Source organism: Candidatus Pelagibacter sp. PS_10_02 (genome assembly GCF_059418005.1).
Map to the genome: position 1 here is coordinate 579,614 of NZ_CM182076.1, position 23,421 is coordinate 603,034.

Here is a 23,421-nt window from a genome sequence, read left to right on the forward strand (position 1 = left end):
TTATTTACTTATTATTTTTCTAAAAGATTTAATCGTTTTTTTTAAACCATGAGTGACAGATTCACCAATTATAAAATGTCCAATATTGAATTCTGTAATTTCTTTAATTTTTGTTAATATTGCAGTTGTTTTATAGTCAAGACCGTGACCCGCATGGATTTCAAGACCAAAATTTTTACCAAACTTAGAACATTTTTTAATTTTTGTTAGCTCTTTTTTATAGTCTTTATTCTTTTTAATTAAATCTGAAATTTTTCCAGTATGTATTTCAACACAATCAGCATTTAATTCTTTTGCACTTTGAATATCTTTTAAATTTGGATCTATAAATAGACTAGTTCTAATATTTGCTTTATTAAATAATGAAATTACTTTTTTAATTTTAGTTCTATTTTTATTTAAATTTAAACCACCTTCTGTAGTTATCTCTTTTCTTTTCTCTGGAACAATGCAAATATAATTGGGTTTATTTTTTAATGCTATCTTTACTATTTCATCATTTAAAGAAATTTCCAGGTTAGTAATTATTTTTTTATCTTTACAGATTTCTAAAACATCTTGATCATTTATGTGCCTTCTATCTTCTCTTAAATGTATTGTAACTGAATCTGCGCCACATTTGCTAACATGTTTTGCTATAAATAATGGATTTGGATGGTTTGAGCCTCTTGCATTTCTAATTGTTGCAACATGATCTATGTTTACACCCAATTTTTTCATTTTATAAATCTACTTCCTGGCACTGTTATGGGTGTATTTTTAAGAAATTCAGGAAGTTTATTTTTTTTAAAAGTCGGAACATCAATTTTCATATGAGAAATAATTTCTTTTTTTATCTTTAAAGATTTTTTTGTTGATCTATCAATAATAGTAGCAAAGCCAATAAGTTTTGCTCCTGGTCTAGTAATTAGATTTACACACTCTAAACTGGATTTTCCTGTTGTTATAACATCTTCAATAATTAATACTTTAGAACCTTTTTTAATATTAAAGCCTCTTCTCAAAGTAAATTTACCGTTAACTCTCTCACAAAATATAGTTTCTTTTTTTAAAATTTTACCTATTTCATAACCAATAATTACCCCACCCATCGCTGGAGCTAAAATTAAATCTATATATTTAAATTTTTTTTTGATCTTTTGGGCCAATGATTTACAAATAGAATTAGCTAAATTTGGAAAACTTAACAGTTTCGCACATTGAATATATTTAGATGAATGCAGTCCAGAAGAAAGTACGAAATGTCCTTCAAGTAAAGCGTTAGTTTTTTTTAAAATATTTAAAGATTTTTTGTGTGAAAGCATTTCTTTTTTCCTCATGTCTTATGATTTTAAACTTAATATTCTTTTGTTTTAGTTCGCTAATAAAATTTGTAAAGTTTTTCAGGTCTCTAATTATCAAATGGAACTTAAAGTTAATATAATATTGTGTTTTTTCATGCATCTCAACATTAGATATGTTTAATCTGTGATTACCTAGTAATGTTGTAATTTCACCTAGTTTGCCTGGTTGATCTGGTAAAGATATCCATAATGTAGTGTTATATTTCTTTATTCTTTCTTCTTTTTGTTCACCTTTCGAATGCCAATATCTTCTTATTGCTGCCCTAGCCTTTCCTGTTTTGGTAACTGGTATCCAGTGAAGTGAAGGTGATTTATTTTTTGAAGTTATTATATTAACAACATCTCCATTATGAAGAATACTTTGTAGTTCACTATCATTTCCATTTATTTGACAGCTAATAGCATTATCACCAATTTTTGTGTGAACCGCATAAGCAAAATCAATTGGAGTTGCGCCCTTTGGCAATTTTATTACTGAACCTTTGGGTGTGAAGCAAAAAACATTTTCCTGAAACATTTGAAGTTTAGTATACTCATAGAGATGTTCAGGATTTTCATTTTTATCAATAATTTCTACTAAATCTGCTAACCAATCATATTCTTTCCAAGTAAGTGAGTTAAATTTTTCAGAAGATTTATATTTCCAGTGAGATGCAATACCTCTTTCAGCAAATTCATGCATTTCCATAGTTCTAATTTGAATTTCTATAGGTCTTTTATTTGGTCCAATTACAGCTGTGTGCAATGATTTATAGTGATTAATTTTTGGTGAAGAAATATAATCTTTAAATTTTCCAGGTATACAGTTCCAATGTTGGTGAAATATTCCAAGTGCTTGATAACAATCATGCTCACTAGGCAATATAACCCTAAAACCTATTATATCTGTAATTTGCTCAAGGGATATTCTTTTTTTTTGTACTTTTCTCCAAATTGAAAAAGGAGTTTTTTCTCTTCCAAAAATCTTAGCTTTAATGTCATGATCATCTAAAAGTTCTGTAATTTGTATAGAAATTGATTTAAAGTTATTTACTTTATCTTCACGAATTTCATCTAATCTTTTTTTGATAAGTTCTCTTGCTTTATTATTTAAAACTTTAAAAGATAAATCTTCCAATTCATCTCTTATTCTGTGCATGCCCATTCTATCAGCTAATGGTCCATAGATCTCCATAGTTTCCTTAGCAATTCTTTCTTTTTTTTCAATTTTGCTAATAGCATCAATCGTTCTCATATTATGTAAACGATCCGCAAGTTTTACTAATAAAACTCTAATGTCTTTAGAGGTAGCTAAAATTAATTTTCTAAAATTCTCAGCTTTTGAACTAGAGTTTGCTTGATTTTCAAAAACAGAAATTTTGGTTACACCCTCAACTAAATCCGCAATTTCTTGTCCAAACTCTTTCTTGATATTTTCATATGTAGCATGTGTGTCTTCAATTGTGTCATGAAGTAATCCAGTAACAATTGTAGCGCTATCTAATTCTAAATCGCTAAGTATAGAAGCAACAGCTATTGGATGATTTGAATAGGGATCGCCTGATGCACGTTTTTGATTTTCATGCGCTTTAACAGCGTATTGGTATGCTTTATTTAATTTTTCAGGATTTAAAAACTTATTATAATTTTTGACTTTATTTATAAGTTCTTCAGAATTAAGCATAGGTTATTATAACACTAATTTATATTTGTTTAATAGATCTAAGGTTTTTTACTGACAAACTATAGACTAAATTAACAATATTTTTACCAGATTTTGGATCTTTCCACTTTTTATCTATTTCAAATAAAGGCAATAAAACAAAACTTCTCATTTTCATTCTAGGGTGTGGAATAAAAAGGTTTTCTTCAATAAAATTTAATACTTTTTTGTCATAATCAATAATGTCAATATCACATGTTCTTGGAGCATTCTTTTTGGTTTTTGATCTACCTAATTTTTTTTCAATTAATTTACAATATTTCAATAATTCAAGAGGGTTAAGTGTAGTTTTAACCTTAATGACTACATTTATATATTTTGGCAACAGTGGATCTGGCCATGAGTTAGATAGATAATATGATGAGGTTTTAACTATTTTTATTCTATTTTTTTCTAATTCAAATTTAGCTAAATTAATATTGTTAATTTTGTTACCTAGATTTGATCCGATTGCCAAATATGAATGTTTAACTCGATTTTCTAATATGTCTGGCTTTTTCACGATTCCAATCTCTGTTTTTTTTAGTAGCTCTTTTGTCAAATTGCTTTTTACCTTTTGCAACTGCTATCTCAATTTTAGCTTTGCCCTTTTTAAAATACATTTTTGTTGGAACAAGAGTTAGTCCATCTCTTTGCATTTTACCAATTAGTTTATTAATTTCTTTTCTATTTAATAATAATTTTCTTTCATCTGTTGGATTATGATTAGAATAGCTAGCTTGTTTAAATGCTGAGATGTGTGAATTAATCAAAACAATTTCTCCACTTTTTTCAACAGCATAAGAGTCTGCTATATTTATTTTGCCTTCTCTAATCGATTTTATTTCAGAGCCTTTGAGAACAATTCCAGCTTCAATTAATTCCTCGAAAAAATAATTAAAACTTGCTTTTCTATTTAAGCAAATAATTTTTAAACCAGAATTGGTTTTTTTATTCATTAGAGTAATTTTGCAGATACTAGAGCTTTTTTTACAATATTTTTGGTTGTGTCAGTAACTTTAACCAATGGCAATCTTACATCGTCCTCACATAAGCCTAAAAGTTTAGCTGCATGCTTAACTGGACTTGGATTGCTTTCAACAAACATTGAGCTATGAACAGGTTGTAAAATTTTATCTAATTTAACAGCTTCAAGTTTACTTTCTGCATTATCTAACTTTGATGCCTTCTGAAAATCTGAGCATAACTTAGGTGCAATATTTGCAGTTACACTTATTGAACCAATACCACCTCTGTTATTAAACTCTAAAGCATTATCATCATTACCTGTAAGTTGAATAAAATCATTTCCCATCTTATCTTTTTGTTGGTTAACTCTTTCTAAATCACCTGTAGCGTCTTTAACACCAACAATATTTTTCAATTCAAACAATCTAGCCATTGTATCAACAGACATATCGATTACAGATCTTCCAGGAATATTATAAATTATAATTGGTATTCCACATTTATCATTTATTGCTTTATAGTGTTGAAATAGTCCCTCTTGCGTAGGTTTATTGTAATAAGGTGTAACCACCAATGCCGCATCAGCACCTGCTTTTTCTGCATGCGTTGTGAGTGAAATTGCTTCTTCTGTAGAATTAGAACCGGTTCCAGCTATTACTATAGTTTTACCATTGCTCTCTTTAACACATAAATCGATTACTTTTTGATGCTCATTATGACTTAAAGTTGGAGATTCACCCGTTGTACCTGCTGGTACCAATCCATTTGTGCCATTAGAAATTTGAAAATGTATAAGCTTAATATAAGCATCTATATCTAGCTCATTATTTTTAAACGGGGTGATTAAAGCAACATTTGATCCTTTGAACATAAATACTTATAACATAGTTTAAAGATTCATTTACTAAATTTATGGTTAAAAATACTTTATTTTTTATAAAATTATTTTTATTATTATTGTCAATAATAAGCAATTCTTATGCTGCAGAAGTTACAATATTACCCTTAAAAAAACCTATATTAGATGAAAAAACAATAAATGAAAAAATTTCCCAGAGTATAATAAAGCCAAAATCTAAACCTACAAAAATTCAATTAAATAAAGATAAAGATAAAGTTGCAAAAGTTGTTGATAAAAAGATTAATTATTCAATTCCAAAGAGCAAACCTTTAATAGTAAAAAAGATAAAACCCTCTGTTAAAAATACTTCTAAATATTATAGTCAAAAAGATTTCGCCATAGCAAAAAAATCTATTCAGGCAATGGAAAAAAGTCAGTGGTCATCAGCTTTGTCAATTTCTAAAAAAGCAAGAGACAAATCTATATATAATTTTGTTCAATGGAGACATTTATTAACTTCAGGAAATCAAGCAACTTTTTATGATTATTTAGTTTTTTTAAAGAATAATGATGATTATCCTCGAATAAACAGAATTAGATATTTAGCAGAAAAAAAACTTTCTACAGAAAAAATTTCACCAAAGAAAATCATTGATTGGTTTAATTCGAAGGAACCATTAAGCGGTTATGGTGAACTAATATTAGGAGAAAGTTATATTCAAACTGGAAATATTGAAAAAGGAGTTTCATTGATAAAAAAAGGTTGGATCACAGCCGAACTTTCAAGATCTCAAATGAAAAAATTGAACAAAAAATATAAAAAATATCTTAATTCAACAGACTATGTAAAAAGGGCTGATTATTTAGCCTGGGAAAATAAATATTGGGATTTAAAAAGAATGCTTCCTTATCTGCCAAAAGATTATCAATTGCTTTATACAGCTAGACAAATTTTAATGAGCAAATCTTACGGTGTAGACAATGCAATTAAAAATGTTCCACAAAAATTTAAAAATGATGCTGGTTTAAATCATGATCGACTTAAATGGAGAAGAAAAAGAGGGAGAATTGATAGCTCTCTTGAGATTATATTTTCAATTAAAAATGATAAAGATTATCTTGTGAGACCTGACAAATGGTGGGTTGAAAGAGCTATAATGACAAGAGCTCTTATTTATAAAGATAAATATGAAACGGCATACAAAGTTGCAAGTCAACATTCTCTTGATCCAGGTCCTGAATTTGCTGAAGCTGAATGGATAAGTGGATGGATTGCATTAAGTTTTTTAGATGATCCAATTTTAGCAATTGATCATTTCAATAATTTTTACCAAAATGTAAGTTATCCTATAAGTCTATCTAGAGGTGCATATTGGCTTGGTAGAGCTTATGAGAAAATTGGTGATAAAAAACAATCAGAAGATTGGTATAAGGAGGCAACTAAATATCTAACCACATACTACGGTCAATTAGCTTTTTTAAAAATTAGCCCCAATAAGAAATTTGAACTTGAAGAACAACAGATTGTTGAGGATGAATATAGAAAATATTTTAAAAAAAAAGAACTTGTTAAAATTAGTTATCTTTTAGATGAATTAGATAAAGATAAATATACTAAAAATATCTTAAGACATCTAGCAAATGATAATATTAAGAATGGAAGTGAGGTTTTGGCTGCAGAACTTGCAACAAATATTTCAAGATATGATTTTGCTATACAAGTTTCAAAGATAGCCTCATATGAGAAGAGATTTCATAATACTTACAACTATCCAATAATAAGTGTGCCTCAATACGTGAATGGAAGAAAAATTCCTGAAACTGCTTTTATATTATCACTTATAAGACAAGAAAGTGAGTTTGATATGAGGGCTAATAGTCATGTTGGTGCTCAAGGGTTGATGCAGCTAATGCCTTACACTGCAAAACTAGTTGCAAAACAAGCAAAGCTTCCGTACTCAAAGTCTCGGTTAACCTCTGACCCAGAATATAATATCAATTTAGGATCTCATTATATCGCAGGGTTAATACTTGATTATGATGGAGCTTACCCGTTTGCAACTGCAGCTTACAACGCTGGACCTAAAAGAGTTAAACACTGGAAAAAAATTAATAAAGATCCACAAAAAAAACAGATTGATTTTGTTGATTGGGTTGAATTAATTCCATTCAAGGAAACTAGGAATTATGTTCAGCGTGTAATGGAAAACTATAATGTTTACAGATACATTTTAGAAAAAAAACCAATAGAAATGAAAGATTTTTTTAAGGATCAACCACTATTCTAATGGCGGAAGAGGAGGGATTCGAACCCTCGGTACAAGTTTCCCCGCACGGTCATTTAGCAAACGACTGGTTTCAGCCTCTCACCCACTCTTCCACAGATTAACGATATAGCTGATTGTATTGAATATTCAATATTTATAAAGTAATTATTATTTATTATTATGAAAAACAACTATTCAATATTTTCTTTAGTTAAAAATGCTTTTTCCTACCATGAAAATTGGCAAAAGGCATGGAAAGACCCTGCTCCAAAAAAAGAGTATGATGCAATAATTATTGGAGGTGGTGGTCATGGTCTTGCAACAGCATATTATTTAGCAAAAAAACATAATATGAAAAATATTGCAGTTGTTGAAAAAGGATGGATTGGTGGTGGAAACACAGGAAGAAACACAACTATTATAAGATCAAATTATTTATGGGACGCAAGTGCTGGCCTTTATGATCATGCTTTAAAACTATGGGAAGGTCTTTCACAAGAAATAAATTATAACGTAATGTTTAGTCAAAGAGGTGTGATGAATCTGGCTCACAATCTTCAAGATATTAGAGATTTAAAAAGAAGAACTCATGCAAATAGATTAAATGGAATTGATGCAGTTTATTTAAGTACTGAAGAAGTTAAAAAATTTTGTCCAATCATAAACACTTCTCCTGACATACGTTATCCTGTATTAGGTGGAACGTTACAAAGAAGAGCTGGGACAGCTAGACACGATGCTGTTGCGTGGGGTTATGCACGTGGTGCAGATGAAATGGGTGTCGATATAATTCAAAATTGTGAAGTAAAAGGTATTAAAAGAAATGGTGATGAAGTTGAAGGTATAGAAACTTCAAAAGGATTTATTAAAGCTAAAAAAATTGGCGTAGTTGCTGCAGGTCACTCAAGCGTACTAGCAAATATGGCTGGTTTACGTTTGCCTTTGGAGAGCAAACCTCTTCAAGCTTTAGTGTCTGAGCCTGTTAAACCAATCATTGATACAGTTGTGATGTCTAATGCTGTACATGCTTATGTTAGCCAATCTGACAAGGGTGAACTTGTAATTGGTGCAGGTACAGACGATTATGTTTCGTATTCACAAAAAGGAAGTCATGATATTGTTGAAGGAACTTTAAACGCTATTTTAGAACTTTATCCCATTTTTAGTAGAATGCGTATGCTTAGACAATGGGGTGGTATTGTTGATATTTGTCCAGATGCAAGTCCCATAATAAGTAAGACTACTATAAAAGGTCTTTATTTTAACTGTGGTTGGGGCACTGGTGGATTTAAAGCAACACCTGGGTCAGGTGATCTATTTGCTCATACGATAGCTAATGATGAACCTCATAAATTAAATGCTGCATTTAATCTAAACAGATTTGTTAGTGGGGATCTTGTAGATGAGCATGGTGCAGCGGCGGTAGCTCATTAATGTTTTTAATTACTTGTCCCTTTTGTGGAGAAAGAGAGCAAAGCGAGTTTAAAGCTGGTGGAGAAGCTCATATTGAAAGACCAAAACAACCTACAGAATTAAGTGATGATGAGTGGGCGGAATATCTCTTCATGAGAAAAAATATTAAAGGTGTGCAATTTGAAAGATGGAACCATGCCCATGGATGTCGAAAATGGTTTAACATGGTACGTGACACTTCCAATGATGAAATAAAAGCCGTTTATAAAATGGGTGAAAAACCACCGTCAATTTAATTTTATATGCAAAAAAAGTTAAGAGTAAAAACTAGTAATTTTATTGATGAAACAACAAAGATTGCTTTTAAGTTCAATAATAAAACTTACTATGGATTTAAAGGAGATACATTAGCTTCAGCCCTCCTTTCAAATGATGTTCATTTAGTTGGAAGAAGTTTTAAATATCACAGACCAAGGGGAATAATGACAGCTGGGTCAGAAGAACCAAGCGCAATTGTTCAAGTTAATAAAAACACAGCATTCACAGAACCAAATGTCAGAGCGACTGAAGTTGAAATTTATGAAGGTCTAGAGGCTACAAGCCAAAATTGTTGGCCAAGTGTCAACTTTGATATAGGTGGCATAAATAATTTTATATCTCCCCTTCTACCTGCAGGATTTTATTATAAGACTTTTATGTGGCCTGCTAATTTTTGGGAAAAATATGAGTTTTTAATCAGACATTCGGCAGGACTAGGTAAATCACCAACTGAACCTGATCCGGATATTTATGAGCATAAATATATTCATTGTGACGTTCTTGTAATTGGTGCTGGCGTTGCGGGAATTTTAGCTGCAAAGACTGCTGCAAAAAATAATCTAAAAACATTATTGCTTGATGAAAAAAATGAACTTGGTGGTGCTACAATCTATCAAAATACAGATCATGTTAAGATAAATAGTCAAAATTCATCAATCTGGTTAGAGAATGAAATAAATGATTTAAAAAAAATTGATAATTTGGAAATTAAAACAAGAACAAGTGTGGCAGCTTATCATGGATATAATTATTTATTAGCAAGAGAAAATTTAACAGATCATCTTCCTCATTCAGATAAAAGAAATAAAGTAAGACAAAGGTTGTTAAAGATAAGAGCTAAAAAAGTTATTGTTGCAACAGGAGCATTAGAAAGACCATTAATATTTAATAACAATGATAGACCTGGCATTATGCTTGCATCAGCTGTTAAAAAATATGCTGATTATTATGGTGTAGCAACTGGTCAAAAAAATATCTTCTTTACTAATAATGATACAGCTTATGAAGCAGCAATTTCTTTGATAAAAAAAGGAATTAATGTAGATGCAATAATCGATATTAGAGAAAAATCTAATACAGAATTTACAAAAGAAGCTCAAAATCTAGGAGTTAAAATATATAACTCTTATACTGTAGTGGATACCGAGGGTTATAAAAAAATTAATAAGATTACAATAATGAAACTATCTAAAGATGGACAATCATTTAGCGGTTCGGATAAAATTATATTGGATTGTGATTGTTTGTCTATTGCAGGTGGATGGACACCAGCAGTACATCTTTTTACTCAATCAGGGGGTAAATTAAAATTTAGAGATAAAGATCAGGTTTTTATACCAAATAAATACCCTTCTGATCAAATAAGTATTGGATCTTGTAATGGTGATTTTGAAATTGATGATGTAATAACCAGCTCTGTAAAATCTATAAAAGAATTTTTAAATATAAACGAAACTGAATATGACAATTTAGAAATAAAATGTCCTAAAGATAAGGATTTTAGAAATATTTGGTTGCTTCCTTCTGATAAGATTTTAGGAAAGACCAAACCCTTTGTTGATTATCAAAATGATGCAACAGCAAAAGATATTAAACTTGCTCTAAGAGAGGGTTTCAGATCAATTGAGCATGTAAAAAGATATACAACAACAGGGATGGGTACCGATCAAGGCAAACTTGGTAATATGCATGCACTTGGTATTATTGCAGAAACTGCAGGTGTAAAAATGGGTGAACTTGGAACGACAACTTTTAGGCCTCCCTACACTCCTTTAACATTTGGAACAATTGTTGGACGAAATGTTGGTGAATTTTTTGATACATTTAGAAGAACGCCTATGAACGATTGGCATATAGAAAATAAGGCTGAATTTGAAAACGTAGGTCAGTGGAAAAGAGCTTGGTACTATCCAAAAAATAATGAAACCATGCATGAAGCCGTACAAAGAGAAAGTAAAGCAGCAAGAGAGAGTGCAGGCATATTAGACGCTTCAACGCTTGGTAAAATTGATATTCAAGGAACAGACGCTTCTGAATTTTTAAATAGAGTTTACACAAATGCATGGTCAAAACTTGCTATTGGAAAATGTCGTTATGGTTTAATGCTCAATGAAGATGGTATGGTTTATGATGATGGTGTTACAACTAGACTAGATGAAAATCATTATATAATGACAACCACAACCGGGGGCGCAGCAAATGTACTTGGAAAATTAGAAGATTATCTTCAAACTGAATGGCCTGAACTAGATGTTTACCTATCATCGGTAACTGATCATTATGCAACAGCTAGTATCTGTGGTCCAAATAGTAAAAAGATTTTAAAAAAATTAGCACCAGACCTTGATCTTTCTGATGAAAATTTTCCTCATATGTCGTTCAAAAATATCAAAATAGATAATATTAAATGTAGAATTATGCGTATTAGTTTTACGGGTGAACATAGTTATGAAATCAATATTCAGGCAAATTACGGTGAAGCTTTATGGAAAAAATGTATGGAGGCCGGTGAAGAGTTCAACATTACACCTTATGGTACTGAGACGATGCACTTATTAAGAGCGGAAAAAGGATTTATTATTGTTGGTCAGGATACCGATGCAACGATGACACCTATAGACCTACAAATGGACTGGATTGTTAGTAAGAAAAAATATGACTTTATTGGAAAAAGATCTTTGTATAGATCAGACACTATGAGAGAGGACCGTAAACAACTTGTTGGTCTATTAACAGATAATCCATCAGAGGTATTGGAAGAAGGTTCTCAGATAGTAGCTAATATAAATCAAAAACCAGTTGAAATGTTAGGTCATGTTACTTCAAGTTATTATAGTCCCAATCTAAATAAATCAATTGCACTAGCAGTAGTTAGGGGTGGAAAAAATATGCTTGGTCAAAAATTATATATCCCTATGGAAAACAAAAATATTAACGTCACAATTGTTAACCCTGTTTTTTTTGACAAAGAAAATGAGAGGTTAAATGCTTAATTATAAAACATCTATTAAAGGTGATATCACTTATTCTGATTTAGAAATAAAGGAAATTAAACCTATAATGAAACTAATCGTAAGAGGCAAAACAAAAGAATTTATGACCGCAATTGGAAAAAATCTCAATATGCTTTTACCGACAGAAGCTAATACTTCTACTTCAACTGAAAAATTAACTGCTTTTTGGTTAAGTCCTGATGAATGGATGTTAACATCAAATGAAACTGTAAGTGAAGACAGTAATACTTACGAAGTTGAAGATGAGTTAATTAGAAGTATATCAAAAGTTAAATTAGGTGCAGTGACTGATGTAAGTGATCAATTTGTAATGCTAAATATTAAGGGTAGTAAGGTTTTTGATTTACTAGCAACAGGCTCGCCTTTCAACTTTAATAATTTTAAAACGAAAAAAGGTTTGGTTGTACAAACGATTCTAGCTCATATTGATGTTATTATTCACCATAAAGAGATAAATAATGTGGATTTATTCATTAGGCGCTCTTTTTCCCAACATTTACACTCCTGGATGAGTGATAGTGCGTCAAGGTTATAACCTTACACACATTAATTTTCATATATGTTTAAATTATGAAAAAAATACTCCTTGTGGTGCTATTAGCACTTTTACCCTTCTCACTTAACGCAGAATCTAAACTTGATCAGATTTTATCTTCTGGTGAATTAAAAGTTGGAACTACAGGTGACTGGGATCCAATGACTCTAAAAGATCCTGCTACAAATAAGTATAAAGGATTTGATATTGATGTAATGAGTGAACTAGCTAAAGATATGGGTGTTAAAATTAAATTTGTACCTACAGAATGGAAGACTATAGTTTCTGGAATTACTGCAGGAAGATATGATATTTCTACAAGTGTTACGAAAACACCAAAAAGAGCTGAAGTAGCTGGATTTACTGACACATATTATAAATATGGAACTGTACCATTGGTGCTTAAAAAGAATTTAAAAAAATATTCGACATGGGATTCATTGAACAACAGTAATATTACTATTGCAACAACACTAGGAACTTCACAAGAAGAAAAAGCAAAGGAGTTTTTTCCAAAATCAAATCTAAGATCTGTTGAAGCGCCAGCAAGAGATTTTCAAGAAGTTTTAGCTGGAAGAGCAGATGGAAATATTACAAGCTCTACTGAGGCAAATAAATTAGTTATTACATATCCTGAACTAGCTATTGTTCCTGATGGAGAAAAAAATCCTGCTTTTTTAGCTATGATGGTTAATAAAAATGATAAAGTTTGGAATGATTATGTAAATAAGTGGATTAAAGATAAAAAATCCTCTGGTTTCTTTGATAAACTTTTAGCAAAATATAATTTAAAAAGCTTATAAAGATTAGATAATATTCTTTAATCAATTATAATTTAAAAGTGAAAAATTTAATTTTTTTACTTTTATTTATAACTCTTACTTCTTGTAGTGGCCAAGAATTAGGCTGGTTTATTCTTTCACCCAATAATGTTGAAGGGTTAACAAATCTTAAATTTTTATTAAGTGGTTTAACTACAACAATTTATATTTCAGTAGTATCTATAATCATATCTGCAATATTAGGGTTTATTGTTGCAATTCCATCTTTAGCTAAAAATAGATTTTTAACATACATAAATGTTTGCTATGTAGAAATTGTAAGAGCTATACCCCTGCTTGTTTTAATTTTATGGATTTATTATGGACTTCCAATAATGACAGGAATAAGTTTCAGTCCTTTTGTATCTGGAATAATTGCACTTGCGATAAGCGAAAGTGCTTTTCAAGCAGAAATATTTAGGGCTGGTATAAACTCAATAAAAAAATCTCAGTGGGAAGCAGGATCAACACTTGGATTAACTTTTTATCAAAGGTTAAGATTAGTCATCCTTCCTCAGGCAATTAAAAATATCTTACCTGCATTAGGCAATCAATTTGTATATGTATTAAAGATGTCTTCACTAGTTTCAATTATTGGTATTGGTGACTTAACAAGAAAGGCTAATGAATTAGTTGTGTCTACTTATAGACCATTAGAAATTTATACCTTCTTAATTTTAGAATATTTAGTTTTGATCTTAATTGTCTCATTTTTTGTAAGAAAGTTTGAAAATCGCCTCAAAAGAGATGGTAATAATTAAGAATTAAGACTGTCAAAAAAAGTAATCTTTAGGTTTAATTTTTTTTAGATTTTCTATAATCCCAAGGATAATCAAACTCCATCGACCACATACCAATTTTATTATTTCTTGCAAAATCTTCATCAGGTACAAATTTTTTTGAATACCTTCTGTAGGCAAATGCATAGCCACTTCTAACTAAATAGCTTGATAGGCTTTCATTATTAACAAAACATTCTGCTAGTGTTCTTTTGTATCGATCTTTTCCTTCACTAATACAATTAACAGTATAATTTCCTATTTTATCAATAAGTATTTGCCTTGCGGTAACTCCACAGGGATCACTAATACCTGCCTTCACACATGTTTGTTTTAATTCTGGAGTATCAATACCAGTAAATCTGATCTTTTCTCCATTAATATGAATTGTATCTCCATCAACTATTTTAATAATTTGAGACTTAACTTGATTGTATGTTAAAAAAAATATTATTAAACTTATGCTAATAAGTAAAATGGCTTTTCTTTTGTTTAAAAACATTATTTAAAAAATATCCAATAAATATAATTACTGCAATACCCATAAACCAGTTTGTTGCCATGATTGTATAAAAAATATCTGCATAGTCACCACCTCTAATATTAATTACATACCATAAAGACAAAAACGGAAAAGCTGTTAATCTCAAAATACTAAGGTAGAGACTAAAAATAGGTTTTTTAAGAGCCTGAAATACTGCTGTGGTAATAAAAAATACAGGATAAATTGGTGCAATTAAAGCAGCAATTTTTAGATAAATGGCTCCATGATAAATAGCTTCTTGGTTTTCAGTAAATAAAGAAACAAAGAATTCTGCTCCAAAAAACAAAATTACACCTGCAGCAGCCATAAAAGAACATCCAAAGGTTAAAGCTTTGGTATAAAGTTCACGAATACGATTGTACTTTTTTGCACCAAAGTTTTGTCCACCAATTGAAAGGACAGCTGTATTTAATCCAATTACAGGCAGTAAAAAAACTTGTTCTACTCTTAAAGCCGCACCATAACCAGCAGCTGCAAGATCTCCAAACTGTCCAATAAAATATAATATATTAAAGATACCTACACCAATAAAAAGCATACTAATCATAATTGGAGTAGCTTGCATGAATAATTCTTTTAGAAAAATAAACTTAGGTATAAAACAATTTATTGATAAATATTTTTTTAACTTACAAGAATTAATTTTGTAAGCTAAATAAATAGTACCAATTGTTTGAGCTATAACAGTTGCAATAGCAAGGCCCCCTATTCCAAATGCAGGGATAATTCCGTATCCCCAAATAAACAAAGGGTTTAAAAAAATGTTTAAAAAGAAACTAAAAATAAGTACATTTCTGTAACTCTTGGTATCACCCTGTGCATTCAGGGCTCCATTTAAAGAGATTTGAATCATTACAATGAACGTTCCATAAAAAATGATATCTAAATACTCTCTGGTTAAAGCAATACCTGTTGCATCAGATCCCATAACACTTAAAAGAAAATCAGCTGCGTTTAGCCCAAATAAAGTAACAATAATAGAAGTAACTAATGCAAAAATTATTGATTGGGCGATAAATAACGAAGCTTTATTTATTTTTTTTTCACCTAAAAGATTACCAATAGATGAATTTGTTGCAGCTCCAATACCAACACCAACGGCAATAATTACAAAATATATTGGAAATGATTTAGCTATAGCACTTATAGCTTCAGCAGAAATTCTTCCTGCAAACCATGTATCAACTAAATTATAGAAAGTTTGAAATAAAGAACCTACACTAGCAGGTATCGTTACTTTTTGAAGTAGTAACCAAATTGGATCTTTTGTTAAGTTAATAGCTTTAGACAAATGATTTTTCTATTTAAATTCTTTTTGGAATTTATGCTTTGAACCAGTCTTTTTAGCAAGGTTTATTTGACTTTGTCTCATTCTAAATCTTTCTTTTTGGACGATTGTCAAACTATCATGACAATTTGGGCAAGAAACACCTTCTTCATACTTTTTAGACTTTTTATCTTTTGGAGAGACAGGTTTTCTACATCCACTACACATTGAATAACTGCCAACCTTTAATCCATGTTTAACACTAATTCGGTTATCAAAAACAAAGCATTCACCATTCCATAGACTTTCTTTTTTTTTAATATTTTTTAAATAATTTAAAATTCCACCTTTTAATTGATAAACATTTTTAAAACCTTTTTTTTCTAAAAATACTGAAGCTTTCTCACATCTAATTCCACCAGTGCAAAACATCGCAATTGGCTTTGTTTTTTTTAACTTATTTAGATATTTTGGAAATTCTCTAAAATTAGCAACATCAGGATTAACTGATCTTTTAAAGGTACCGACATTGTACTCAAAGGGTTTTCTTGAATCTAGTACTAATGTGTTTTTATCATTAATTAACTTATTCCATTTTTTAGGATCTACATGATTATCTTTCTTATTTTTTGATGACAAAGAAAGACCCATGGGAACTACTTCTTTTTTAATTTTTACTTTTGGTTTGTGAAAAGGTTGAAATTTACTTTTTGAAATATTTTCACTATCAAACTTTTTAAAATTCAATATCTTTTTAATCTTGGCAATAGTTGACTTTAGATCATTAGCTTTTCCTGACATTGTTGCATTTACACCTTCACTCGCTATAATTATTGTTCCTCGGATATTTTTTTTTATTAAATAATTCTGAAGTAAAACCCTACTTTTTTTTAATGAGGTAAGTTTTTTAAATTTGTAAAATCCAAATACATCGAACATTACAACACTCTACAAACAGTCATTCCATCACCTAATGGTACAATGATTTGTTCCACTCTATTATCTTTTGCAACATAATCATTAAAGTCTCTAATATTTACAGTGAATTTATCTAAATTATTCTCATCTGCAACTTCACCGTGCCACAAAACATTATCTACAATAACCAATCCACCTTTATTCACTAGTTTTAAAGATCTTTCGTAATATTCTTTATAATTCATTTTATCAGCATCAATAAAAACCATATCGAATTTATTATTCTTTAATTCTTCCAAACTATCTAATGCAGGATTAACAATTGTTTTAATTTTATTATCCAGATTGGCTTTCTTAAAAAAACTTACTGCAATCTTGTTGGTCTCTTCATTTTTATCAAGAGCTATAAGTTTACCATTCTCTGGTAGTGCTAATGCAATTGAAAGCGCACTTAACCCAGTAAAAGTACCAATCTCAAGAACATTTCTAATGTTAGAGGTTTTTATAATTAAATGAAGAAAATGACATTGAGATGTTGCTACTTGCATTCTCTTAACGTCTCCAAGAGTATTATTATAATTGATGATTTCTTGCTGGATGGGATTTAGCTTTAAACTAAAATTATTTATATATTTTTCAAGCTTTTCAGTAATTCTAATTGCTTTACCCATGGTATTTTAAGTCCTTTGTGTCTACCTATTATAAGGCTATTGAAGTTTTTTCTTTAATATTTCGTTTATTAGCTGTGGATTAGCTTTGCCACCAGAAACCTTCATTGCCTGTCCTACAAAGAAACCAAATAGTTTTTCTTTACCCTGTTTATATTCAATAGCTTTTTCTCTATTGGTATCAATTATTTTATCTATTAACGCTTCTAAAGCTTTTGGGTCACTTTCCTGTTTTAAACCTTTTTCTTCAACAATTATTTGAGGATCTTTATCATTATCTATCATTAATTCAAAAATTGACTTGGCTATTTTTCCAGAAATAGTTCCATTTTTAATTAAGTTGATAAGTTTAGCTAAATTTTTTGCACTTACTGGACTTTCTGAAATTTCCAAGTTTCTATTATTTAAGACAGCAAATAATTCCCCAGTAATCCAATTAACTGCTAACTTCATATCTTTATTCTTGCCCATTTTGGCAACAACTTCCTCAAAATATTTTGCTATATCAATGTCAGAAACTAATATTGTAGCTTCATAGGAAGAAATCTTAAATTCATCAATAAATCGTTTTTTCTTATCATCAGGAAGTTCTGGAATATTACTTTTAAGTTTTTCAATAAATTCATCTGATACTTCTAGTGGTAATAAATCTGGGTCTGGAAAATATCTATAATCATGAGCATCTTCTTTTGATCTCATTGATCTAGTCTCATTCTTTTTAGTGTCAAACAATCTTGTTTCTTGATCGATTGATTTTCCTTCTTCAATTAAATCAACCTGTCTATTTGCTTCATAATTTATTGCCATTTGCATAAATTTAATTGAATTTACATTTTTAATTTCACAACGTGTCCCTAGTTCTTTAGAATCTTTCAATCGTACAGAAACATTTACATCTGCTCTTAAAGAACCTTCTTGCATGTTTCCATCACATGTACCTAAGTATCTCATAATTGATCTTAGCTTTTTGATATAAGCACTCACCTCATCAGGTGATCTTAAATCAGGTTTGCTCACAATTTCCATTAATGCTACTCCTGATCTATTTAAATCTACTAATGTATTTTGTGGATCCATATCATGTATACTTTTTCCAGCGTCTTGCTCTAAATGAAGTCTTTCTATACCAACTTCTTTTTGACCATCTGGCATATCAAGTATTACAGTGCCCTCACCTACTATGGGATATTTAAACTGAGAAATTTGATACCCTTGAGGAAGATCTGCATAAAAATAATTTTTTCGATCAAAAACTGATCTTTTATTAATTTGAGCTTTTAATCCAATGCCAGTTTTAATTGCTTGTTGAACACAAAATTCATTAATAACCGGTAACATTCCAGGAAAGGCAGCATCTACTAAACTTACTTGTGTATTGGGTTCAGCTCCAAAAGTTGTTGATGATGATGAAAATAATTTAGAATTTGAGGTTACTTGCGCATGGACTTCAAGACCAATGACTACCTCATAGATGTTGTCTCCTCTTTCAACTAGATATTCTGATTTATCTTTTGACATTTACTTTATCCACCAATCAGTAATATTATTTTTAAATTGAATTTTTTCTTCCATTGCATAAGCAATATTTAATATTTTTTGTTCATCAAAGGCTTTTCCAATAATTTGAAGTCCTAACGGGTAACCCTTTGCATCCAAACCTGCTGGTATAGAAATTGCAGGTAAACCAGCTAGATTAACTGGTACTGTAAATATATCGTTTAAATACATCGAAATTGGATCGTTAGTTTTTTCCCCAATCTTAAAAGCAGCACTGGGTGTTGAGGGGGTTAAAATTGCATCAACCTTTTTATATGCATCATCAAAATCATTTTTAATTAATTTTCTAACTTTTTGGGCTTTTAAATAATATGCATCATAGTAACCTGATGACAAAACATAAGTTCCAATCATTATTCTTCTTTGAACCTCACTACCAAATCCTTCTGATCTAGTTCTCTCATACATATCAATAAGATTTTCACCCTTAGATCTAAAACCATATTTTACACCATCGTATCTTGCTAAGTTTGAAGATGCCTCTGCAGGAGCTACAATATAATAAGTTGGTAAAGCATAGTTTGTATGTGGTAGTGTAATTTCTATAATTTCTGCACCACAATCTTTTATATGCTCAATCCCTTTAAACCATAAATCTTCAATTTCTTTAGGCATGCCATCAACTCTATATTCTTTAGGAATTCCAATTTTCATACCTTTAATATTGTTTGTTAACTCCTTGCTGTACTCATTTCTTTTAAAGTTTATTGATGTTGAGTCTTTTTCATCGTAGGTACTAATAACTTCTTGAAGCAAAGCACAATCTTTTACATTTTTAGACATTGGACCTGCTTGATCTAAAGAAGATGCAAAAGCAACTATCCCATATCTTGAGCAGCTTCCATAAGTTGGTTTTAATCCTACTGTTCCTGTAAATGATGCAGGCTGTCTAATAGAACCTCCTGTATCAGTACCAATTGTAATTGGAGTTAAATTAGCAGCTAAAGCTGATGCTGAACCACCAGATGAACCACCAGGGACAAGATCTTTATCTATTGGACTTTGAACATTTCCAAAAAAACTTGTTTCATTAGAAGAGCCCATTGCAAATTCATCACAATTTAACTTACCAAGTAAAATGGCACCTTCGTTCCAAATATTTTGAGTGACTGTTGACTCATATGTCGGAATGAAATTACTTAACATCTTACTTCCTGCAGTTGTTTTTACTCCATTAGTGCAAAATAAATCTTTAACTGCCATGGGTACTCCTGGTAGTTTTAAATCAAAATTTGGTTTTTGGTCAAAAATTTTTGACTTTTTGAGAGCATTAGAAAAATCTTCAGTGATATAAGTATTTAAATCTTGGGATTTCTCCCCTCTTTCTATGAAAGCTTTTGTAGTTTCTTCTGAGGATAGTTTTTTATCTTTAATATTTTTTACTAATTCAGACAATGTTAATGAAGTAATATTAGTCATTATTCAACAACTCTTGGTACGACAAAAAAATCTTCATTTTCATCAGGTGAATTTTTCAATATTTGCTCTCTAATATTTTCACTTTTAACTTCATCAGATCTTAATTTTAAAGTTATTTCAGCAACAGAGGTTAAAGGTTCAATATTTTCAGTGTCAAGTTCATTTAATTTTTCTATAAAATCAAATATCGAATTCAGGTCTCCAGCCAATTTATTAGCTTTACTTTCTTCTACAGAAATCCTTGATAATTTTGATATGTGTTTTATTGTTTTAAGATCAATAGTCATGTGATAATTAAATATGCGGGCAAACTATCACTTAAGTTTAAAATATACAATATGATCACAATTGAAGAATTCAAATTAAAACAAGCAAATAAAGTCAGATTTATTGGTTTAGATTTGGGTTCTAAAAGAATTGGTGTATCCATATGTGATGAGAGGCAATCAATTGCCACACCATTTAAAACTATCAATAAAACAAACACAAATGAACTAATCGACCAACTTAAAATTATTATCAAAGAAAACAATATTGGAGGGATAATTATTGGGAACCCTGTCAATATGGACGGTAGCATGGGCAGATCAGCTCAATCTGTTAATGATGTAGCTTTAAATATATCTAAATCAATTAATCTGCCAGTGATACTATGGGATGAAAGACTTTCAACGGTTGGGGCATTTAATATTTCTAGTTTATTGGATGTTAATGTATCTAAAAGAGTAAAAACTATAGATCAAAATGCTGCTGCCTTTATTTTACAAGGGGCAATAGATTATTTGAATAATTAATACTTGCCATAGTGCCTATTAATAGTTATAGAGTTAATTTTAATGGCAAGTAAAACAAATAAAGCTATTAAAATCTCTCAAAAACACCTCCTAGGTATTCAAGATTTATCCATCAATGATGTCAATCTAATTTTAGATGAAGCAAAATCATTTATTAAATTAAATCAAAGTAAAAGCAAAAAAACAAATATTTTAAATGGTAAGACACAAATCAATTTATTTTTTGAACCTTCTACGAGAACACAAAGTTCGTTTGAACTAGCTGGTAAAAGACTTGGTGCAGATGTCATGTCTATGAATATGGCAAATTCTGCAATTAAAAAAGGTGAAACACTTATAGACACAGCAATGACCTTGAATGCAATGCATCCTGATATTATTGTTATTAGACATCAAGACTCTGGAGCATGTAATCTTTTGTCCCAAAAAGTAAATTGTGCTGTACTTAATGCTGGTGATGGAAGTCGTGAACACCCTACTCAAGCTTTATTAGATGCTTTAACGATTATAAATAGAAAAAAAAAAATTGAAGGTTTAAGGATAGCAATTTGTGGTGACATAACACATTCACGTGTTGCAAGATCAAATATTTATCTGCTCAATATGTTAGGAGCAGAAGTTAATATTATTGCACCATCTAATTTAATGCCAAAAGAGATAGAAAAATTTGGAGTAAATACTTTTACAGACATGAAAAAAGGATTAAAGGACTGTGACATTGTGATGATGTTAAGATTACAAAATGAAAGAATGACTAGCTCATTTTTATCTTCAAATAGAGAATACTATGAATATTATGGTTTAACTCCTGACAAACTATTATATGCAAAAGATGATGCATTAATAATGCATCCAGGGCCAATGAATAGAGGTATTGAAATAGATACAAAGTTAGCTGACGATATCAACAGGAGTGTAATTAAAGAACAAGTTGAACTTGGGGTGGCTGTAAGAATGGCTTGTTTAAAAATATTTTGTGAATAAATGAAAAAACAATACTTTATAAATGCTAATATAATTGATCCTCATAATTCAATTAATGAAAATGGTGGAATGATTATTGCTGAAGATGGTTCTATTGAAGCTATTGGCAAAAAAGTAAACACGAACAATATACCTTCAAGAGAAAAGATTATTGATTTAAAGGGAAAATATATATTTCCAGGAATAGTAGATATGCGAGTTTTTGCAGGTGAGCCAGGTTATGAATACAAGGAAAATTTTAGAACCTTAAGTAATGCGGCTCTTGCTGGTGGCGTAACTTCAGTTGTCACTATGCCAAACACAGATCCTATTATAGATAATGTTTCAATTGTAGATTTTTTAAAAAGACGTGGAAGAGATAAATCTAAAATTAACGTATTTCCTAGTGCAGCCCTTACAAAAAACATTGAAGGAATTACAATGACAGAATTTGGTCTACTTCAAAGCAGAGGTATAATTGGATTTACAGATGGTATAAAAACTATTCAAAATACTAGATTAATGTCTCGTATAATGAATTCTGCTAAAGATCTTGGGACTTTAATTATGCAGCATGCTGAAGACTATGAGTTATCTAAAAATGGAATGATCAATTCAGGAATTATTGCAACAAAACTAGGACTATCAGGAATATCTTCAGTGGCTGAAAGAATAATTATAGAGAGAGATCTAACGTTACTAGAAAATATTAAGTGTAGATATCATATATCACAAGTATCTGCTGCAAAATCAATTGAAATAATTAAAGAAAGAAAAGAAAAAGTTAAATTTACAACTGGGGTTTCTATAAATAATCTTTCATTAAATGAAAATGATATTGGGGATTTCAGAACCTTCTTAAAATTATCACCACCATTAAGAACAGAAGAAGATAGAATTGGGCTCGTACAAGGGTTAAAGGATGGTACTATTGATGTAATTGTTTCAGATCATAAGCCGGAAGATGAAGAGCAAAAAAGATTAACATTTGCTCAAGCAGCTACCGGTGCATCAGGTATTGAAACACTACTTTCATTAAGCTTAGAATTACATCATAACGGATCAGTAAAATTAGAAACTATAATTAAAGCACTTACATCAAACCCGGCTAAAATATTAAGAATAAATAAAGGTAATCTTTCAGTCGGAAATGACGCTGATTTTTGTATAGTTGATATTGATAAACCGTGGATTGTAAAAAAAGAAAAACTGATATCAAAATCTAAAAATACTTCGATAGAAGATAAAAAACTCCAAGGTAAAGTAACAAATACATTTGTAAAAGGTGAAGAACTATTTAAATTATAATA

The 23,421-nt window shown here is 30.2% G+C and carries 23 protein-coding genes and 1 tRNA gene; 10 read left to right on the forward strand and 14 right to left on the reverse strand.

Going from position 1 to position 23,421, the window contains the following annotated elements; all coding sequences use genetic code 11:
* Genes AC5SL1_RS03195 through dapA form a run of 6 tightly spaced genes read right to left on the reverse strand, consistent with a single transcriptional unit; the run spans position 1 to position 4,864 of the window.
* Entirely contained in the window at positions 1-720 is a 720-nt protein-coding gene (locus AC5SL1_RS03195) for a pyridoxine 5'-phosphate synthase (protein WP_494600267.1), read from the reverse strand.
* Complete coding sequence (pyrE, locus tag AC5SL1_RS03200; protein WP_494600268.1) at positions 717-1,304, reverse strand: orotate phosphoribosyltransferase; 588 nt, start codon at positions 1,302-1,304, stop codon at positions 717-719. The genes AC5SL1_RS03195 and pyrE overlap by 4 nt, the downstream gene beginning before the upstream one ends.
* Complete coding sequence (locus AC5SL1_RS03205) at positions 1,261-3,006, reverse strand: bifunctional (p)ppGpp synthetase/guanosine-3',5'-bis(diphosphate) 3'-pyrophosphohydrolase (protein WP_494600269.1); 1,746 nt, start codon at positions 3,004-3,006, stop codon at positions 1,261-1,263. Before AC5SL1_RS03205 ends, pyrE begins: the two co-directional genes overlap by 44 nt.
* A 19-nt stretch (positions 3,007-3,025) precedes the next feature.
* A complete protein-coding gene (gene folK, locus AC5SL1_RS03210; RefSeq protein WP_494573648.1) occupies positions 3,026-3,547 on the reverse strand; it encodes a 2-amino-4-hydroxy-6-hydroxymethyldihydropteridine diphosphokinase in 522 nt (173 codons plus the stop codon).
* Entirely contained in the window at positions 3,513-3,983 is a 471-nt protein-coding gene (smpB, locus tag AC5SL1_RS03215; protein ID WP_494580755.1) for an SsrA-binding protein SmpB, read from the reverse strand. The genes folK and smpB overlap by 35 nt, the downstream gene beginning before the upstream one ends.
* Positions 3,983-4,864, reverse strand: coding sequence for a 4-hydroxy-tetrahydrodipicolinate synthase (gene dapA / locus AC5SL1_RS03220; protein ID WP_494573646.1), 882 nt, complete (start codon positions 4,862-4,864; stop codon positions 3,983-3,985). Before dapA ends, smpB begins: the two co-directional genes overlap by 1 nt.
* Before the next feature lie 41 nt (positions 4,865-4,905).
* On the opposite strand from dapA, the gene AC5SL1_RS03225 reads away from it, so the two are divergent.
* Complete coding sequence (locus AC5SL1_RS03225) at positions 4,906-7,122, forward strand: lytic transglycosylase domain-containing protein (RefSeq protein ID WP_494600270.1); 2,217 nt, start codon at positions 4,906-4,908, stop codon at positions 7,120-7,122.
* Here AC5SL1_RS03225 and AC5SL1_RS03230 read toward each other — a convergent pair.
* Positions 7,123-7,214: transfer RNA gene (locus AC5SL1_RS03230), tRNA-Ser, on the reverse strand. It lies immediately after the preceding gene.
* Between the two features lie 67 nt (positions 7,215-7,281).
* Here AC5SL1_RS03230 and AC5SL1_RS03235 point away from each other — a divergent pair.
* Genes AC5SL1_RS03235 through AC5SL1_RS03260 form a run of 6 tightly spaced genes read left to right on the forward strand, consistent with a single transcriptional unit; the run spans position 7,282 to position 13,963 of the window.
* Positions 7,282-8,535, forward strand: a complete 1,254-nt coding sequence (locus tag AC5SL1_RS03235) for a sarcosine oxidase subunit beta family protein (RefSeq protein ID WP_494586966.1) — start codon at positions 7,282-7,284, stop codon at positions 8,533-8,535.
* A complete protein-coding gene (locus AC5SL1_RS03240) occupies positions 8,535-8,810 on the forward strand; it encodes a sarcosine oxidase subunit delta (RefSeq protein ID WP_494573642.1) in 276 nt (91 codons plus the stop codon). Before AC5SL1_RS03235 ends, AC5SL1_RS03240 begins: the two co-directional genes overlap by 1 nt.
* 6 nt (positions 8,811-8,816) lie before the next feature.
* Positions 8,817-11,825: a sarcosine oxidase subunit alpha family protein gene (locus AC5SL1_RS03245; protein ID WP_494600271.1), complete on the forward strand. Its 3,009-nt coding sequence runs from the start codon at positions 8,817-8,819 to the stop codon at positions 11,823-11,825.
* Positions 11,818-12,381, forward strand: a complete 564-nt coding sequence (locus AC5SL1_RS03250; protein ID WP_494600272.1) for a sarcosine oxidase subunit gamma — start codon at positions 11,818-11,820, stop codon at positions 12,379-12,381. Before AC5SL1_RS03245 ends, AC5SL1_RS03250 begins: the two co-directional genes overlap by 8 nt.
* A 35-nt stretch (positions 12,382-12,416) precedes the next feature.
* On the forward strand, positions 12,417-13,184 hold the full coding sequence (locus AC5SL1_RS03255) for an ABC transporter substrate-binding protein (protein WP_494580760.1): 768 nt from the start codon (positions 12,417-12,419) through the stop codon (positions 13,182-13,184).
* A gap of 38 nt (positions 13,185-13,222) precedes the next feature.
* On the forward strand, positions 13,223-13,963 hold the full coding sequence (locus AC5SL1_RS03260) for an amino acid ABC transporter permease (RefSeq protein WP_494573638.1): 741 nt from the start codon (positions 13,223-13,225) through the stop codon (positions 13,961-13,963).
* Between the two features lie 34 nt (positions 13,964-13,997).
* Here AC5SL1_RS03260 and AC5SL1_RS03265 read toward each other — a convergent pair whose 3' ends face one another.
* The 7 genes from AC5SL1_RS03265 to gatC are packed head-to-tail and all read right to left on the reverse strand — an operon-like array spanning position 13,998 to position 20,641.
* Positions 13,998-14,483, reverse strand: coding sequence for a thermonuclease family protein (locus tag AC5SL1_RS03265; protein ID WP_494600273.1), 486 nt, complete (start codon positions 14,481-14,483; stop codon positions 13,998-14,000).
* Positions 14,446-15,816 (reverse strand): MATE family efflux transporter, encoded by a 1,371-nt coding sequence (locus tag AC5SL1_RS03270; protein WP_494580762.1) that lies wholly within the window; start codon positions 15,814-15,816, stop codon positions 14,446-14,448. The genes AC5SL1_RS03265 and AC5SL1_RS03270 overlap by 38 nt, the downstream gene beginning before the upstream one ends.
* A 9-nt stretch (positions 15,817-15,825) precedes the next feature.
* Positions 15,826-16,731 carry an oxygen-dependent tRNA uridine(34) hydroxylase TrhO gene (gene trhO, locus AC5SL1_RS03275; RefSeq protein WP_494600274.1) on the reverse strand — a complete coding sequence of 302 codons (906 nt, stop codon included), beginning with the start codon at positions 16,729-16,731 and terminating at the stop codon, positions 15,826-15,828.
* Positions 16,731-17,381, reverse strand: coding sequence for an O-methyltransferase (locus tag AC5SL1_RS03280; protein WP_494600275.1), 651 nt, complete (start codon positions 17,379-17,381; stop codon positions 16,731-16,733). The genes trhO and AC5SL1_RS03280 overlap by 1 nt, the downstream gene beginning before the upstream one ends.
* A 36-nt stretch (positions 17,382-17,417) precedes the next feature.
* Positions 17,418-18,896, reverse strand: coding sequence for an Asp-tRNA(Asn)/Glu-tRNA(Gln) amidotransferase subunit GatB (gatB, locus tag AC5SL1_RS03285; protein ID WP_494586954.1), 1,479 nt, complete (start codon positions 18,894-18,896; stop codon positions 17,418-17,420).
* Positions 18,897-20,354, reverse strand: coding sequence for an Asp-tRNA(Asn)/Glu-tRNA(Gln) amidotransferase subunit GatA (gene gatA, locus AC5SL1_RS03290; protein WP_494600276.1), 1,458 nt, complete (start codon positions 20,352-20,354; stop codon positions 18,897-18,899).
* Positions 20,354-20,641 carry an Asp-tRNA(Asn)/Glu-tRNA(Gln) amidotransferase subunit GatC gene (gene gatC / locus AC5SL1_RS03295; RefSeq protein ID WP_494600277.1) on the reverse strand — a complete coding sequence of 96 codons (288 nt, stop codon included), beginning with the start codon at positions 20,639-20,641 and terminating at the stop codon, positions 20,354-20,356. Before gatC ends, gatA begins: the two co-directional genes overlap by 1 nt.
* A 51-nt stretch (positions 20,642-20,692) precedes the next feature.
* Here gatC and ruvX point away from each other — a divergent pair, with 51 nt between their 5' ends.
* From ruvX to pyrC, 3 genes are read left to right on the forward strand one after another with little or no spacing between them, the layout of a single operon-like run.
* Positions 20,693-21,148, forward strand: coding sequence for a Holliday junction resolvase RuvX (gene ruvX / locus AC5SL1_RS03300; protein WP_494580768.1), 456 nt, complete (start codon positions 20,693-20,695; stop codon positions 21,146-21,148).
* A gap of 42 nt (positions 21,149-21,190) precedes the next feature.
* Positions 21,191-22,132 (forward strand): aspartate carbamoyltransferase catalytic subunit, encoded by a 942-nt coding sequence (locus AC5SL1_RS03305; protein ID WP_494600278.1) that lies wholly within the window; start codon positions 21,191-21,193, stop codon positions 22,130-22,132.
* Positions 22,133-23,419 (forward strand): dihydroorotase, encoded by a 1,287-nt coding sequence (gene pyrC, locus AC5SL1_RS03310; RefSeq protein ID WP_494600279.1) that lies wholly within the window; start codon positions 22,133-22,135, stop codon positions 23,417-23,419.
* The last annotated feature ends 2 nt before the right edge of the window (positions 23,420-23,421 follow it).